Origin of the sequence: Streptomyces sp. NPDC086777, from assembly GCF_040702065.1 — a bacterium.
GTDB lineage: Bacteria > Actinomycetota > Actinomycetes > Streptomycetales > Streptomycetaceae > Streptomyces.
On record NZ_JBFBJI010000017.1, the window covers coordinates 164,287 to 179,795 of the forward strand.

The 15,509-nt window shown below is 73.3% G+C and carries 12 protein-coding genes; 1 reads left to right on the top strand and 11 read right to left on the bottom strand.

What is annotated here, in order from left to right; genetic code table 11:
• Positions 1–429 precede the first annotated feature (429 nt).
• The 7 genes from AB0472_RS24430 to AB0472_RS24460 form a co-directional block, all read right to left on the bottom strand.
• Positions 430–3,093, bottom strand: coding sequence for an AAA family ATPase (locus tag AB0472_RS24430; RefSeq protein WP_366358917.1), 2,664 nt, complete (start codon positions 3,091–3,093; stop codon positions 430–432).
• A gap of 130 nt (positions 3,094–3,223) precedes the next feature.
• A complete protein-coding gene (locus AB0472_RS24435; protein ID WP_366358919.1) occupies positions 3,224–4,123 on the bottom strand; it encodes a universal stress protein in 900 nt (299 codons plus the stop codon).
• A gap of 154 nt (positions 4,124–4,277) precedes the next feature.
• Positions 4,278–4,520 (bottom strand): DUF397 domain-containing protein, encoded by a 243-nt coding sequence (locus AB0472_RS24440; protein WP_366358921.1) that lies wholly within the window; start codon positions 4,518–4,520, stop codon positions 4,278–4,280.
• Positions 4,521–4,603: 83 nt separating this feature from the next.
• Entirely contained in the window at positions 4,604–5,770 is a 1,167-nt protein-coding gene (locus AB0472_RS24445; RefSeq protein ID WP_362587512.1) for a thiolase domain-containing protein, read from the bottom strand.
• Positions 5,767–6,813, bottom strand: coding sequence for a thiolase domain-containing protein (locus AB0472_RS24450; RefSeq protein ID WP_366358922.1), 1,047 nt, complete (start codon positions 6,811–6,813; stop codon positions 5,767–5,769). Before AB0472_RS24450 ends, AB0472_RS24445 begins: the two co-directional genes overlap by 4 nt.
• A complete protein-coding gene (locus AB0472_RS24455) occupies positions 6,813–7,754 on the bottom strand; it encodes an OB-fold domain-containing protein (protein ID WP_366358924.1) in 942 nt (313 codons plus the stop codon). Before AB0472_RS24455 ends, AB0472_RS24450 begins: the two co-directional genes overlap by 1 nt.
• A gap of 111 nt (positions 7,755–7,865) precedes the next feature.
• Positions 7,866–8,666 (bottom strand): crotonase/enoyl-CoA hydratase family protein, encoded by an 801-nt coding sequence (locus AB0472_RS24460; protein WP_366358925.1) that lies wholly within the window; start codon positions 8,664–8,666, stop codon positions 7,866–7,868.
• Between the two features lie 208 nt (positions 8,667–8,874).
• On the opposite strand from AB0472_RS24460, the gene AB0472_RS24465 reads away from it, so the two are divergent.
• A complete protein-coding gene (locus AB0472_RS24465; RefSeq protein WP_366358927.1) occupies positions 8,875–10,488 on the top strand; it encodes an acyl-CoA synthetase in 1,614 nt (537 codons plus the stop codon).
• Positions 10,489–10,606: 118 nt separating this feature from the next.
• Here AB0472_RS24465 and AB0472_RS24470 read toward each other — a convergent pair whose 3' ends face one another.
• The 4 genes from AB0472_RS24470 to AB0472_RS24485 all read right to left on the bottom strand — a co-directional run bounded on the left by AB0472_RS24470 (position 10,607) and on the right by AB0472_RS24485 (position 15,396).
• Entirely contained in the window at positions 10,607–11,443 is an 837-nt protein-coding gene (locus AB0472_RS24470) for an alpha/beta hydrolase (protein ID WP_366358929.1), read from the bottom strand.
• Positions 11,444–11,505: 62 nt separating this feature from the next.
• Positions 11,506–12,225, bottom strand: a complete 720-nt coding sequence (locus AB0472_RS24475; RefSeq protein ID WP_366358931.1) for a class I SAM-dependent methyltransferase — start codon at positions 12,223–12,225, stop codon at positions 11,506–11,508.
• 9 nt (positions 12,226–12,234) lie between these two features.
• Complete coding sequence (locus AB0472_RS24480) at positions 12,235–13,773, bottom strand: metallophosphoesterase family protein (RefSeq protein ID WP_366358933.1); 1,539 nt, start codon at positions 13,771–13,773, stop codon at positions 12,235–12,237.
• A gap of 120 nt (positions 13,774–13,893) precedes the next feature.
• Positions 13,894–15,396: an acyl-CoA synthetase gene (locus tag AB0472_RS24485; protein ID WP_366358935.1), complete on the bottom strand. Its 1,503-nt coding sequence runs from the start codon at positions 15,394–15,396 to the stop codon at positions 13,894–13,896.
• Positions 15,397–15,509 lie beyond the last annotated feature (113 nt).

The following is a 15,509-nucleotide window of genomic DNA, read 5'->3' on the forward strand; positions in this document are numbered from 1 at the left end:
CCGCGCCGAAACCTCTCACCGCCCGGCACCCGCACTCCGCCGGCGCCTCCGCCGGTCCAGCAGCCACTGTCCGCCCGCACTCCCGCTCCGCCGACACTCCCGAACGCCAGGGACCCGTGCCGCGCCGGCACGCCTGATCGCTCGGCACTCCTGTTCCGTCGGCTGACTTGATCCGCCGCGACGGTGCTCAGCCACGACGGTGGTGTTCGGCGGTGCCGTGCCGGGGGCGCTCGCCGTGGTGGGTGGGCGGTCGTTCGCCGGGTGCGGCGCCGTCGTGGCTTGTCGCGCAGTTCCCCGCGCCCCTTGGGTACGCCGTCGTGGGCGCCCGTCGCACACCTCGGGTGTCCTGTCGTGGGCGGCCGTCGCGCACCTCGGGTATCCCGTTGTCGGCGCCCGTCGCACGCCCCGGGTGGGCTGATGTCGGCGGGGCTACAAGGTTGCTGTTTTCGTCGTGGCCAACTCGGTGCGGGCTGTTTTCGCGAGGCCGTCCGCTGCGCAGTGCTCGGCGGTGTGCAGGCCCCTGCGCAGCAGGTCGGGGTCGTGGAGTTCGGTGCCGAGGGTCACCAGTGCGCAGGCCAGCTCGTAGGCGGCCGGAGAGCGTTCCAGGTGGGCCACCGACTCGCGCAGGTACGCCAGGCGGGCCTCGCCGGAAGAGACCTCTGCCGCTGTGCGCAGGGCCTGGCCGATCGCGGACGGGGCGCCGAAGCGGCGGGCGTGGGTCAGGGCGGCCAGGGCGGTGGTCAGAGCGCGTTCCGGGGCGTCGTGGGCCTCGGCGCGGGCCAGGTGGAGCTGCCAGGGGCACCAGGAGGGGTTGCGGATGCCGCGGGGTTCGAGGCGCCGCCCCGCCGCGGCGAGCTCGGCCGCCGCGTCCTTCGGCCGGCCGCGGGCGAGCAGCAGTTCGCCGTAGACCGTCTGGGCGTCGGGGAAGACCACGGCCGCCGGGAAGGGCTCCCGGAAGGCGTGGTCCTCGGCGAGGCGGGCGGCCTCGTCGGTGCGGCCGCGGGCCAGCAGGGTCTGGACGAGGATGCCGACCGCGTACCAGTGGGCCGGGGTGCCGGGTCCGACGCGTTCGGCGAGGCGCAGGCCGGAGCGGGCGTGCTCCTCGGCCTCGGCGAGGCGGCCGCGCCGGTAGCGGACATAGCCGAGGAGGGTGTAGGCGAAGGAGAGGTGGGCGCTGCGCCAGCCCTGCTGTTCGAAGTCGGCGATCCCGGCGGCGAAGAGCTCCTCCGTGCGGTCGGGCCGGTCGGCGTACATGAAGGCGAGGGCGACGAGGACGGGCACCTCGAAGCCGCGGTCGGCCTCGGCCCAGCCGAGACCGCCGGCCAGGGCGCGTTCGGCGTGGTGGAGGGCGACGTCGGCGGGTTCGCCGCGCTGGATGGCGTCCCAGGTGCGCAGCCCGATGACGTACCGCTCGGTGAGGTCGCGGCCGCGGAGGCGGTCGGCGAGCCGGGTCAGGCGGCGGGAGCGCGAGGGGTGGTCGGGTTCGTCGGCGCGGAAGGCGTCCCACATGAACTGCTCGGAGAGCATCCGGAGCCGTACGCGGGCGTCGCCGGTGACCTGGATCTCGCGGGCGAGGGTCTCCGAGGCCTCGGCGAGGCGGTCGCTGTGGGCGAGGACCTGGGAGAGGCGGTAGACGATGTGGTGGCGCAGGGCGGGCTCGGCGATGGGCTCCTGGAGGGCCGCGCGCAGGTGGTTGACGGTGGTGGCGGGCTCGGTGAGAAGGGAGGCGCTGCCCAGTTCGTGGAGGACGGCGGCGCGCTGGTCGGCGGGCGGGGGTTCGCGCAGGGCGCGGGCGAGGTAGGCGCAGGCGGTGTCGGGGGCGCCGGCCCGCAGGGTCTCGCCGGCGGCGGCGCGCAGTTGCCGTACGACCCAGGTGTCGCCTTCGGGGTGGGTCTCCAGGAGGTGGCGGGCGGCCGCGGTGGCGCCCTGCCCGTCGTCGGTCACGCACCAGGCGGCCTGGCCGTGCAGGGCGACCCTGGTGGCGGGCGGGATGGCCCGGTAGACGGCGGTGGCGATCAGCGGGTGGACGAACTCCAGGGTCTCGGCGCCGGTGAGGACCCGGGCACCGCGCAGGGCGTCGGCGGCGTCGGCGGCCTCCTCGTGGCCGAGGCCGGCGACGGCGGCGGCGAGCGCGGGATGGATCTCGGTGCCGAGGACGGCGCAGGCCCAGGCGAACCGGACGGCGGAGGGGCCCAGGCGTTCGAGGCGGGCGATGAGACCGCTGCCCTTGACGGCGGCGGCCAGGTCGCGCAGCAGGGGTGCGCCCGCCTCGGTGGGGTCCAGGCCCCGGTCGTGGACCTTGGCGGTCAGTTCGACGGCCTCGAAGGGGTTGCCGGCGGTGACGGCCCAGCACTCGTGGCAGAAGGCGTCGTCGGCGTGGTCGCCGAGGCTCTCGCGGACCAGTCCGGCGACGGCGTCGGCGCTCAGCGGTTCGAGGCCGTGCGGGCGGCCGCCGGCCCGTCCGGGCAGGCCGCGGAACGCGTCGGCGTGCTCGGGGAGTTCGTCGGGCCGGTACGCGACGACGACGAGCAGCGGGAGTTGCTCGGCGCGCGGTGCGAACGCGGCGAGCCAGCCGAGGGATTCGGGGTCGGCCCAGTGCGCGTCGTCCAGGACGAGGACCATCGGGGCCTGGCGTACGGCGAGGTGGGTGAGTACCCAGTCGAGGCCGTCGCGCAGGCCCTGCTGGTCGGGCGGGGCGCCCTCGGTGGGGGCGCACAGGCCGAGGGCGGGGCCGACGATGTCGTACCAACTGCCCAGCGAGGCGCGGAGTTCGGCCTCCGGTGCGCCGGCGAGGCGGGGCTGCAGGAGCTGGCGGGCGACGTGGAAGGCGACGCGCTGCTCCTGGTCGCCACCGCGCGCGGAGAGCACGGTGCAGCCCCCGGCGGCGGCGCGGCGGCGTACCTCGGCGAGCAGGGTGGTCTTCCCGATGCCGGCCCGGCCGGCGAAGGCGAGCAGTGCGCCGAGCGGCCTGTCGCCCGCTGCCGCACCGTCCGTACGCAGGCCGGTGAGCTCGGCCAACGCCTCGTCGACGGCGGCGAGTTCGCTGTCGCGCTCGTAGAGCGTCCGCCGGTTCCGCAGGACCCGCTGTCCCATGACCACCCCCCGCCACGGTGGTTCGCGAGCGCGGGAGCGGCCGCGCACCATGGCTTGCAGGCAGCTCAGCGTACGCCCGACTTCGGTGATCCGCTCCCTACTGACGGTAACTGGGTGACGGGGCTTGACATCACTCCTGCGGTGCGGGTGGGACGACCGCGATCGGGGCGGCCGCGTGCAGCAGGACGGCGTGGGTGACCGAGCCCATCATGCGGGCCGGGGCGAGCAGCCGCCGGCGGTGGCGGCCGACGACGACCAGGGCGGCGTCCTTCGAGGCGGACACCAGCAGCCCTGCCGCGTCACCGGGCAGCGCGAGGATGTCGGCGCGCAGGTCGGGGCGGTCCTCGAGGTGCGGGGCGAGGAAGCCCTCGGCGAGCGTGCGGGTCTCCTGCTCGACCTCGTCCTGGCCGCCGGCCGGCGGGACGAGTCCGCCTGCCGCGAACCAGCTCTGCGCAGGCCACGGGTATGCGGCGAGCACCTGGAGCCGGGCGCCGCGCCGGGCGGCCTCCGCGACGGCGAAGGCGAGGGTGGCGTCGTCGGGGCTGTCCACGTCCAGGCCGACGACGACCCGCGGGCCGGGTCCCGCGGACAGTTCCTCGTGCACCTCCCGCCCGGGCCGGGGTACGACGACCACCGGGCAGGCGGCGTCGCGGGCGGCGGCCATGCCGTTGGAGCCGAGCAGCAGGCCGGCGAAGCCGCCGCGGCCCCGCGAGCCGAGCACCAGCAGCTGGGCGTCGGCGCCCAGTTCGGGCAGCAGCGCGCCCGGGGCGCCCTCCAGGGCGACGTATTCGACGGTCAGCCCGACGGCGCCGGTGGACAGCCGGTCCCGGACCGCGTCGAGCACGGGGTCACCGCCCGCGTCCGGTCCGCCGGCGACCAGGACGTCGGGCTGCCCCCAGGCGGCGTACTGGCGGACGTGCACCACCCGCAGCGGCGCGTCCCGCTGCCGGGCCGCCTGTACGGCCCAGTCGAGGGCGCGCAGGCTGTCGTCCGACTCGTCCGCCGCGGCGATGACCGGCGCAGCGCTCATCGTTCCTCACCTCCGGAATACGACCTTCCCCGTCCGGGGCCAGCCTGTCTCAGGCGGCGGCCCCGGAAGGGCGCTGCTGGTCACGTGTCCGGAAATCCTTGCGGAACACCCCCTGGTTCACCTCTCTGCCGCAGCGGCGGACCGGGGGAGGCGCTCAGGTGAGGTCGAACTCGCCCTCCCGGGCCCCCGAGACGAAGGCACCCCATTCGGCGGGGGTGAAGATCAGGGAAGGGCTCTGTGGGCTGCCGCTGTTGCGCATCGCGATGAACCCCTCGACAAAGGCGATCTGGACATCCCCCAGGCCTCGGCTGCTGGACTGCCAGTCGGCCCCGCTGAGGTCCAGCTCCGGCTTGTCCCAGCCCAGTGCCCGCTGCTGCTGGATGGTGCTCTCGGCCACGTCCGTGCTCCTCCCGAATTCGTCGTCCGCGGCCAGCCTAGCTTTCGGTTCCGGCACTCAACAGGCCACGTGAACGGGTCCTTTCAGTTGTCGGGGGCGGCGGCGCCGACGAGCCACATGGAGAAGAACTGGGAGCCGCCGCCGTAGGCGTGCCCGAGCACCTTCCGGGCGCCGTCCACCTGGTGTTCTCCGGCCTGCCCGCGCACCTGGAGGGCGGCCTCGGCGAACCGGATCATCCCGGAGGCGCCGATCGGATTGGTGGAGAGCACACCGCCCGACATGTTGACGGGGAGGTCACCGTCGAGTTCGGTGACGCCCGATTCGGTGAGTTTCCAGCCCTCGCCCTCCTCGGCGAAGCCGAGGTTCTCCAGCCACATGGGCTCGTACCAGGAGAAGGGCACGTACATCTCGACGGCGTCGATGTCCCGGCGCGGGTCGGCGATCCCCGCCTGCCGGTAGACGTCGGCGGCGCAGTCCTTCCCGGCCTGCGGCGACACCGCGTCCTTGCCCGCGAAGAGGGTGGGTTCGCTGCGCATGGCGCCGCCGAGCATCCAGGCCGGCGGCTTCGCGGAACGGGCGGCTCCGGCGCGGTCGGTGAGGACCATGGCGCAGGCGCCGTCGGAGGAGGGGCAGGTCTCCGAGTAGCGAATGGGGTCCCACAGCATGGGGGACGCCTGGACCTTCTCCAGGGTGATGTCGTGCTCGTGCAGGTGGGCGTAGGGGTTCTTGAGCGCGTTGCGCCGGTCCTTGTAGGCGACCAGGGAGCCGACGGTGTCCGGGGCGCCGCTGCGCCGCATGTAGGCCCGTACGTGGGGTGCGAAGAATCCGCCGGCGCCGGCCAGCAGCGGCTGCTGGAAGGGGATCGGCAGGGACAGCCCCCACATGGCGTTGGACTCGGACTGCTTTTCGAAGGCGAGGGTCAGCACGGTGGAGTGGACGCGGGCGGCGACGAGGTTGGCCGCGACGAGTGCGGTGGAGCCGCCCACCGAGCCCGCCGTGTGGACCCGCAGCATGGGTTTGCCCACCGCGCCCAGCGCGTCCGCCAGGTAGAGCTCCGGCATCATCACGCCCTCGAAGAAGTCGGGCGCCTTCCCGATGACCACGGCGTCGACGTCGGCCCAGTCCAGCTCGGCGTCGTCGAGGGCGCGTCGCGCGGCCTCGCGGACCAGCCCGGCGATGGACACGTCCCGGCGGGCCGCCACGTGCTTGGTCTGGCCGATCCCTGTGACGGCCACGGGCTCCTTGCTCATCGCGGATCCCCTTCGAGTACGGCGACCAGGTTCTGCTGCAGGCAGGGCCCGGAGGTGGCGTGGGCGAGGGCGCGGTCGGACTCGCCGCGGTGGATGCGGGCGGCGGCCTCGCCGAGGCGGATCAGACCGGCGGCCATGATCGGGTTGGCGGCGAGGGCCCCGCCGGACGGGTTCACCCGCACGTCGTCGCCGAGCCGCAGCGCCTTGCGCAGCACCACCTCCTGCGAGCTGAACGGCGCGTGCAGCTCGGCGGTGTCCACCGGCCGTTCGAAGGCGCCGGCCTTCTCGGCGGCGAGCCGCGCGGACGGCGAGTCGGTCAGGTCGCGGACGCCGAGGCCGTGCGCCTCGATGCGGTGGTCGATGCCCCGGATCCAGGCGGGCCGTTCGCACAGCTCCCGGGCCCGCTCCCCCGCCGCGAGGATCACGGCGGCGGCTCCGTCGCCGATCGGCGGGCAGTCGCCGGTGCGCAGCGGCCGTACGGCGTACTCCCCCTGCGGCACCGAACCCCTGAGCTGCGCGTGGGAGTTGGCTTCCGCGTCCGTCCTGCTCCGGGCGCCGACGGCGGCCAGCGCGGGCTCGTCGGTCTCCCCCGCGTCGATGAGGGCCTGGGCCTGGAGGGCGGCGAGGGCGACGGAGTCGGGCCAGAGGGGGGCGAGGTAGTAGGGGTCGAGCTGGCGGGTCAGCACGTCGCGCACCGAGCCGGGTGAGGACTTGCCGTACGAGTAGACGAGCGCGGTGTCCGCGTCCCCGGTGAGCAGCTTGGTCCAGGCCTCGTACAGGGCCCAGGCGCCGTCCATCTCGACGTGCGACTCGGAGATGGGCGGCCAGGCGCCGACGCCGTCGAGGGCGAGGGTGAAGGAGAAGGCGCGGCCGGCCAGGTAGTCGCTGGATCCGGAGCAGGTGAAGCCGATGTCGGCGGTCTTCAGGCCGGTCTGTTCGAGTACGTCGTGCAGGACCGGCATGAGCATCTCGACCTCGGAGAGGTCCTCGCTGGTGCGGCGGTGGTCGGTCTGCGCGAAGGCGACCAGTGCTATGTCACGCATCACAGCAGCTCCTTGTACGTCTCGTAGTCCGCGTCGGGCTCACCGGTGGGCCGGTAGTGGTCGGGGAAGCGGGCCCCGTCGGTCCACACCGGTTCGACCCTGAGCCCCATCCGCACCTGGTCGTAGGGGATCCCGCCGATCCGGCCGTGCAGGGCGAGGCCGGCGCCGTCGAGGGCGATGTGGGCGTAGACGTAGGGCACCTCGATGTCGAGGTTCTTCGCCTTGATGTTGACGATGCAGAAGGTGGTGACCGTGCCGCCGGGCCCCACCTCGACCTGTTCCGATGTGGCCACCCCACATGTGGGGCACGCACCCCGCGGCGGGACGTACACCTTCCGGCAGGAGGGACAGCGCTCGCCGAAGGTCCGCCGGGAGGAGAGCGCGTCGATGTAGGCGGACTGGGCGCGGCCCGGCGAGTAGGTGTAGTCGAGGCGGGCGTGCGCGACGATGCCGTGCACCGCGTCCTCGAACTCACCGCCGTGGCCGGCGGGTTGCGCCGCCTCACCCTGGTACGGCTCGAAGCAGGCGATGTCGGTGATGGCCCCCGACCGCTCCTGGGCCCAGCGGACCCGGACCCGCATGCCGGTGTGCACGGCGTCCGGTCCCGGGGCGTCGAGGGCGTGCAGCAGGGCGGTGTCGGCGCCGTCGAGCCGGACCAGGACCCAGGCGAAGGGGGTGCCGAGGGGCTGACCGCGGCGGGGTTCGTGGTTCCAGGCCCAGGTGGTGACCGTGCCGGTGGGCGCGACCTCGACGAGGTCACGGATCTCCTCGGCGGTCACGGGGTCGTACTCGACGGGCGGCACGAGGGTGCGGCCGTCGCCGGCCCTGACCCCGAGGACGACCCGTTCGCGCAGGCCGGTGAGGAACGCACTCTGGACGGGGCCGAGGGACCGGGTGAAGGGGAACTCGACGACGAGGGGTGCTTTGAGGACTTCGGGCATGGCGGACTGTGCCTCCTTGAGGTCGGTGCGAGTGACACCCCTTCTTCCGGGGGCGCGGGGAACCGCGCGACCAGCCGCAGACGGCCCGCAGTGTCCGACGCGCCCCGGGCCTCACTCGCGCTGGTAGACGGGCGCCCGCTTCTCCGCGAAGGCACGGGCACCTTCCTTCGCATCGGCCGTGTCGAAGACCGGCCACCCCCGCTTCAGCTCCGCGGCGAGCCCGTCGGTCTCCGTCATCTCCGCCGTCTCGTACACGGACGCCTTGACCGCCTCGACGGCCAGCGGCCCGCACGCGTTGACCTGTTCGGCGATCTCCAGCGCCTTGTCGAGCGCACCGCCGTCCGGAACGACATGTCCGACCAGCCCGATGTCCGCGGCCTCGCGGGCGCTGTACGGCCGCCCGGTGAGCAGCATCTCCAGAGCGTGCGTGCGCGGAATCTGCCGCTGGAGCCGTACCGTGGAGCCGCCGATCGGGAAGAGCCCCCGCCGGACCTCGAAGAGCCCGAACGTCGCGGACTCGCCCGCCACCCGGATGTCGGTCCCCTGAAGGATCTCCGTGCCGCCCGCGACGCAGTACCCCTCGACCGCGGCGATCACCGGTTTGCGTGGGCGATGATGACGGAGCATCGCCTTCCAGTGCAGGTCGGGGTCGGCCTTCAGCCGGTCGCGCAGGTGTTCGCCCGCCATGTCCTGCCCGGCCAGCGCCTTGAGGTCCATCCCGGCGCAGAAGGCGCCCCCGGCCCCGGTGAGCACGACCGAGCGGACGTCGTCGTCCTCGTCGGCCTCGATCCAGCCGTCGTACAGGCCGACGAGCATGGAGATCGAGAGCGCGTTCTTCGCCTCGGGCCGGTTGAGCGTGAGCACGAGTGTGGCGCCCTCGCGTCGCACGGTGAGGTGTTCCGTCCCAGCCATGGACCGTCTCCCCTCCGGAGGGGATCGCCTCCCCTCCACCAGAACGAGAACAGGTTGCAGTAGCCGGGGAGGCACTTCAAGGGTTTTCTGACAGACAGTCAGATTTCTTCGCGCGAACCCTTCACACTTGCCGCGCCCTTTGCTCTGATGACCGGCGAACGGACAGGTGCGCCTTTCTTCGTCACGGTCGCCGGGGTCAGGAGGAGCGGTGGAGTACAACCTTGCCGATCTGTTCGAGTCGGTCGTCGACGTGGCCGCCGACCGCGAGGCGCTCGTCTACATCGACCACCCCGGCACGGGTGCGGAGCGCCGGCTGACCTACGCGGAGCTGGACGCCGCCGCCAACCGCATCGGCCACCATCTGGTCGACAGCGGCATCAAGCCGGGCGAGCATCTCGGCCTGCACCTCTACAACGGGGTGGAGTACCTGCAGACGGTGCTCGGCTGCCTCAAGGCCCGGGTCGTACCGGTCAACGTGAACTACCGGTATGTCGAAGAGGAGTTGGTGTACCTCTACCGGGACGCGGATCTCGTCGCGCTGGTCTTCGACGCGGAGTTCGACGAGCGGGTGGCGGCGGCCCTGCCCCGGACGCCGGGGTTGCGGCACCTGGTGCGGGTGGGGGAACCGGTGGACACGGGGCTCGAGGCCCTCGCCTTCACGGAGGCCGAGGCCGCCGGGTCGCCCGGCCGGCGGTTTCCCGCGCGCTCGGCGGACGACCAGTTCATCATCTACACCGGCGGCACGACCGGCATGCCCAAGGGCGTGATGTGGCGCCAGGAGGACCTGTTCTTCGCGGGGCTGGGCGGAGGCGCGCCGACCGGGGAGCCGGTGAAACGGCCGGAGGAGCTGGCCGAGCGGGTCGCGGCGGGCGGCAGCGGGATCACCTTCTTCCCCACTCCCCCGCTGATGCACGGCACGTCCACGCTCACCACGTTCATCGGGTTCAACTTCGGGCAACGCGTGGTGATCCACCGCAAGTTCGTGCCCGAGGAGGTGCTGCGGACCGTCGAGAGGGAGAAGGTCACCAGCATGTCGCTGGTCGGCGACGCGATGCTGCGCCCGCTGGTCGACGCTCTCGACGGGCCGCTGAAGGGCACCGACTGCTCCGCCCTGTTCAGCGTCTCCTCCTCCGGCGCGATCCTCTCCGAGACGGTGCGCCGGCAGTTCAGCGCACTCGTCCCGAACGCCATGCTGCTGAACAACTTCGGGTCCTCCGAGTCCGGTTTCAACGGCACCGCGACCGACGACTCCGGGGCGGGCAGCGGCTTCCGCGTCCGCGTCAACTCGCGCACCCTGGTGGTCGATCCTGCGACCCACGAACCGGTCGCGGTGGGCGAGATCGGCCGCGTCGCGCAGAGCGGGCACGTGCCGCTCGGCTACTACAACGACCCGGTGAAAACCGCCGAGACCTTCTTCGAGAAGAACGGCCGCAGGTGGGTGCTCCTCGGCGACATGGCGACGGTCGACGAGGAGGGTGTCGTCACCGTCCTGGGCCGCGGCTCGCAGTGCATCAACACGGGGGGCGAGAAGGTGTACCCGGAGGAGGTCGAACAGGCGCTGAAGTCGCACCCGGACGTGTACGACGCGCTCGTCGCCGGGGTGCCCGACGCCACCTGGGGCAACCACGTGGCGGCCGTGGTGCAGCTGCGCCCGGGTGCCGAGCCGCCCTCCCTCGCGGACGTCCAGACCCACTGCCGCAGCCGGCTGGCCGGGTACAAGGTGCCCCGTCAGCTGGTGATCGCCGAGGCCATCCAGCGCTCGCCCAGCGGCAAGGCGGACTACCGGTGGGCGCGGGAGGTGGCGGTGGCCGCCGACCGGTAGCCCGTGCGAATGCGCCACCGCCGCGGGGCAGCCCACGCCGGGAGGTGCCGGTCCGGGCGGTGGACAGGTTCCGCGACCGCTTCCGGCCGGCCGTCGGGGGCCCGGACCCGGGGGCCGCTCAGGCGTCCAGGAAGGCGACGGTGCGGCGGACGAACCACTCGGGGTCGTCGAGCCAGGGATAGTGGCCGGCCCCGGGCTGCACGGTGACCTCGGCCACCGGGAAGGCCTCGGCGGCGCGCCGGGCCAGGGCGGGGCTGGGTCCGCCGTCGAGCTCACCGGCGTACACCAGGACGGGGGCCGCGAGGGCGCGCAGCGCGGCCCGGGTGGCGTCGGGGGTGAACGCGCCCTCGGCGAAGTAACGGTCGCCCGCCTCGAAGTTGCTCTGCTGCTCGACGGCCGCGACGTGAGCCCGGGCGGCGTCGTCCCAACGGCCGTGGAAGAAGGGCATGAACACCTCGTCGAAGTCCCCGGAACCGGTCAGCCACGCCTCCAGCGCGGGGAAGGCCTCCTCGAACCAGGGCTCCCCCGCCCGCAGCCGGGCCGTGGCCAGCCGGTCCTCGGGGGAGGCGAACACACCCACGGGCGAGAGGTTGCCGGTGATCAGCGCGAGCCGCCGCACCCGCTGCGGATGGGCCGCCGCGTAGAGGACGGCCAGGCTCGCGCCGGCCGAGTGCGCCAGTACGTCCATGTGGTCGAGCCCCATATGGGCGCGCAACATCTCCACGTCCTCGACCAGCCGGTCGCAGCGGTACGACGCCGGGTCGGCGGGCGCGGCGGAGTCGCCGGTCCCCCGCAGGTCGAGGAGGACCAGCCGGCGGTGGGCGGTCAGCCCGCCGAGGTCCCCCAGGTAGGCGGAGGCCCGCATGGGGCCGCCCGGCAGCACCACGAGGGGTTCGCCCTCCCCTCTGACGTGGTAGGCGAGGCGGGTCCCGTCGGGTGCGCTGAAGGTGGGCATGACGCCGATCCTCGGGGACGGCGGCGCAATGGCGCAAAGGATTTCGGCGGACGGCCCCGATGTCAGGCAGGCGGAGCAGGCTTGCTCACCCGGAAGGCGAACTGGCCGCAGAACGTGAGCTTGCGGAGGTTCACCAGGGCCGTCTCCCGCTTGCTCTTGCGGGCCCAGGCGTCGATCTCCGTGTTGAGCGGCGACTCCGTCTGCCAGAAGCGGCCGTACTCCTTCTTCCGTGAACCGTGGTAGGTGCGCATGATCAGTGTCACGCCGTCGAGCGAGGGCCGGATCTCCTCCAGGGCGAGCCCGGCGTCCTCGACGAGCACCCGGAATCCGTACGGCGTGTAGTTCCACAGGCTGAAGGAGTGGTACGGCTCGAACTGGGAGGTGCTGCCGATGAACAGCCCTCCCGGCCGCAGCACCCGGCTCACCTCCGCGAGCAGCTCCCTGGGTCTGGCCACGTGTTCGAAGACCTGGTGGGAGTAGACGAGCGGTACCGCGTCGGAGCGGAACGGCAGGTTGACGCCGTCGTAGTGCACCACGCTGTCGCGCCCGGCCGCGCGCTGGGCGGCCTCCGGCGATTCGCGGATGTCGACCCCCACCCATCGGACGCCGGAGTCGTGCTTGCGGAAGAGCTCGGCCGACGTGCCCCGGCCGCAACCGAGGTCGACCACCCGGTCCGGTGCCCGCGTCGAGCGCATCGCCTCGTCGAGGTAGTAGCGGGAGGTGACCTGGCGGGCGTGGTCGTCAGGGATGCAGTCGTGCATGAGTTCCCACAGGGTCGACATGTGGCCACGCTACGGACGTGCCGTCCGCTGGGCCACATCCGGGCGGGGGTTCCGGACCGCCGTCATCCCTTGGGGCGAACGGGACTGGGCGGACGGCGGCACGAGGCGGCCGATGCCGGACAGGTCGCGGGCGGTCATGCTGTTGCGGTCGGCGACGCTACGGCCGAGTGCGTGGTACGGCCACAGTCCCCCGGCCTGCCGGCGGCTGCGCTCGTTCCACTCCAGTGCCTCGGCCGCGCGCGCCCGGAAGAAGTTGAGCGCGAAGCCGCCGCTGTGGATCCGCAGCAGGAAGAAGCCGCCGGGGTACTCCTTGGCGGCACCGACCTCCTGCAGGGTCACCTGCGGGGCGAGGGCCACATGGGTGCGCTTGTTGCGGTGGGTGTGGCCCACATGGTGGAGGAAGACACCCGGGGCGGTGGCGTAGGCCCGGAGGATCGCGCGGGCCTGGCGGCGGCCGAGGCGCTGCGCCGGGCTCACCGGGAAGAGGGCCTCCCGGACGGTCAGCGGATGGTGGCCGAAGACGACAGTGGGCTGTTCCCGGTGGGCGCGCAGCCGGCGCCGGAACCAGGAGAGCTGTTCGGCGCCGAGGCCGCCCGCGTCGCCGCCGTTGCCGTGCTTGTCGTAGGTGTCGAGGCCGATGATCCGCAGTCCGGCGACGTCGTGCTCGAACCAGCCGGGCCCGTCCGGTCCGCCGAACTCGCGGTGGAAGGCGTCGCCCTCGCCCGTGGCGCGGTCGTGGTTGCCCCGGACGACGAGGTAGTCCCGGCGGTGGGTGCCGAAGCCGTCGAGGATCCGTCTGGCCCGCACCAGGTCGCGCGGCCCGCCGCCGGCGGAGATGTCGCCCGCGGCCAGCAGCAGCCGGGCGCCGCGGCGGCGGGCCTCGTCCACCACGGCGCCGCTCATGAGTTCGGGGTAGGGGGTCTGTCCCGTCCGCTGCGCCACCCCGCGCAGGAACGGGACGCCGGCCACGAGACCGGCGACGGTCTCGCCGATGTGCAGGTCGTTGCAGAGGGCGAGGGAGAGCAGGTGGCGGCCGGGCGGGGGCTGCGGGGTGGTGAAGGAGTAGGGGCCGCCGGGTGTGTCCAGGCCGTGCCGGGAGGTGCCGGCCGCGTTGCCGCGCACCAGGTGGAGCGCGGTGGGGGTGGCGGGCACGCCGCCGGAGCGGGCCTGGTAGTAGTACGTCTGTCCCGGTTCCAGGCCGGTGAGTTCGACGTGGTGGTGCGCGGTGGGCCGGTCCTCGCCCGCGGTGCGGTTGAGGCGGGCCGGGTGGGTGCCGTAGACGATCTCGCCCTCGGTGACGGCGGGCAGCATCCGGCCGGTGCCGTCGTCGGTGCCGGGCAGGGCGGTGTGCCAGGTGATGACGGCGCGGTCCTCGGTGAGGGTGACCAGTTCCAGGTGGACGGCGGCGAGGGAGCGGGGGTGCCGGGGGCGGGAAGCGGTGGCGGAGCGGAGCAGGGCCGGGGTGAGGAGGAAGCCGGAGCGCAGCATCTCGCAGGGGCCGGGGATGCCCGCGAGTGCGCCGAGGGGGACGGGGAGGCAGCAGCGCATGTCAGCTATGTGCGCGCCACCGGTGAACGGCGGACGTGGTGCCGGAGGCCGCAAGAGGTAGGGATCCGGACTTCTTGGGTCGAGCCGGGTGCGGCGTGCAGGGTGCGGCGTGCCGGGTCCTCAGGAGGCGGGGCCGAACCGGTCCCGCAGTTCCCGCTTGAGGATCTTTCCGCTGGCGTTGCGGGGCAGCGCATCCACGAACAGGATCCGCTTGGGCGCCTTGAAGGCGGGCAGTTTCTCCTTCACGTGGGCGATCAGGCCGGCCTCGTCGATCTCGCCGCGCGCTACGACGACGGCGGTGACCGCCTCGATCCACCGCTCGTCGGGCAGCCCGATCACGGCGGCCTCGGCGACCGCCTCGTGGGTGTAGAGGGCGTCCTCGACCTGCCGGGAAGCGACCAGCACGCCACCGGAGTTGATGACGTCCTTCACGCGGTCGACGATCGTGTAGTAGCCGTCGGCGTCACGCACCGCGAGGTCGCCGGAGTGGAACCAGCCGTCCCGGAAGGCGGCTTCGGTCTCCTCGGGCTTGTCCCAGTAGCCCTCGCACAGCTGCGGTGAGCGGTAGACGATCTCGCCGGGGGTGCCGTCGGGGACGTCCGCGCCGTCCTCGCCGACCACCCGTGCCTCCACGAACAGGACGGTGCGCCCGCAGGAGTCCAGCCGCCCCTTGTGCTCCTCGGGGGCGAGCACGGTGGCGAGCGGTCCGATCTCGCTCTGCCCGAAGCAGTTGAACAGGGCGAGTTCCGGCAGCCGTTCGCGCAGCCGCTCCAGGACGGGCACCGGCATGATCGACGCCCCGTAGTAGGCCTTGCGCAGCCCGCCGAGGTCGCGGGTGGCGAAGTCGGGCCGGTTGGAGAGCGCGATCCACACGGTGGGCGGCGCGAACAGGCTGTCGACGTCCCCGGCCTCGACGAGGCCGAAGAGGGTGTCGCCGTCGGGCCCGTCGAGGATGATGTTGGTGGCGCCCACCGCGAGGTAGGGCAGCAGGAACACGTGCATCTGGGCGGAGTGGTAGAGCGGCAGGGCGTGTGCGGGCCGGTCCCCGGCGCTCAGGTCGAGGGCGGCGATCGCGCTCAGGTACTCGTGCACAAGCGCCCGGTGGGTCATCATCGCGCCCTTGGGCAGCGCCGTGGTCCCGGAGGTGTACAGCAGCTGCACGAGGTCCTCGGTGCGCGGTTCGGGCCCGTCGTACGGCGCCGCGTCCGCGAGCCGGGCCAGCAGCGAGCCGTCGGCGTCCCGCAGGGGCAGCACCGGTACGGCGTCGGGGAGGTGGCCGGCCGGATCGGGGTCGGCGAGCACAAGTGAGCTGCCCGACTGCCCGACGATGTACGCGAGGTCGTCGCCGGTCAGGTTCTGGTTGACGGGGACGTGCACCAGGCCGGCGCGGGCGCAGGCGAGGAAGGCGATCAGGTAGGCGTCGGAGTTGTGCCCGTAGGTGCCGACCCGGTCACCGCGGCCGAGGCCCTGGCCGAGCAGGACGCTCGCCGCGCGCGAGACCGCGTCGTCGAGTTCCTCGTACGTCCAGCGCCGCTCGCCGTACCGCACCGCCACCCGCGCGGGGGTGCGCCGGGCGCTGCGCCGCAGTACCCCGTCCACCGTGCTGCCCTGTCCCTGCGTCATGACTCATGATCCTCGGCCCGCGGCCGGGACAGGTCAAGCGGCCGCGAGGTCCGACGCGGGAGACCGACGGGTCCGCCCGGCCACCACCGGTCTCCCGCCCGTCCCGGCCGGAA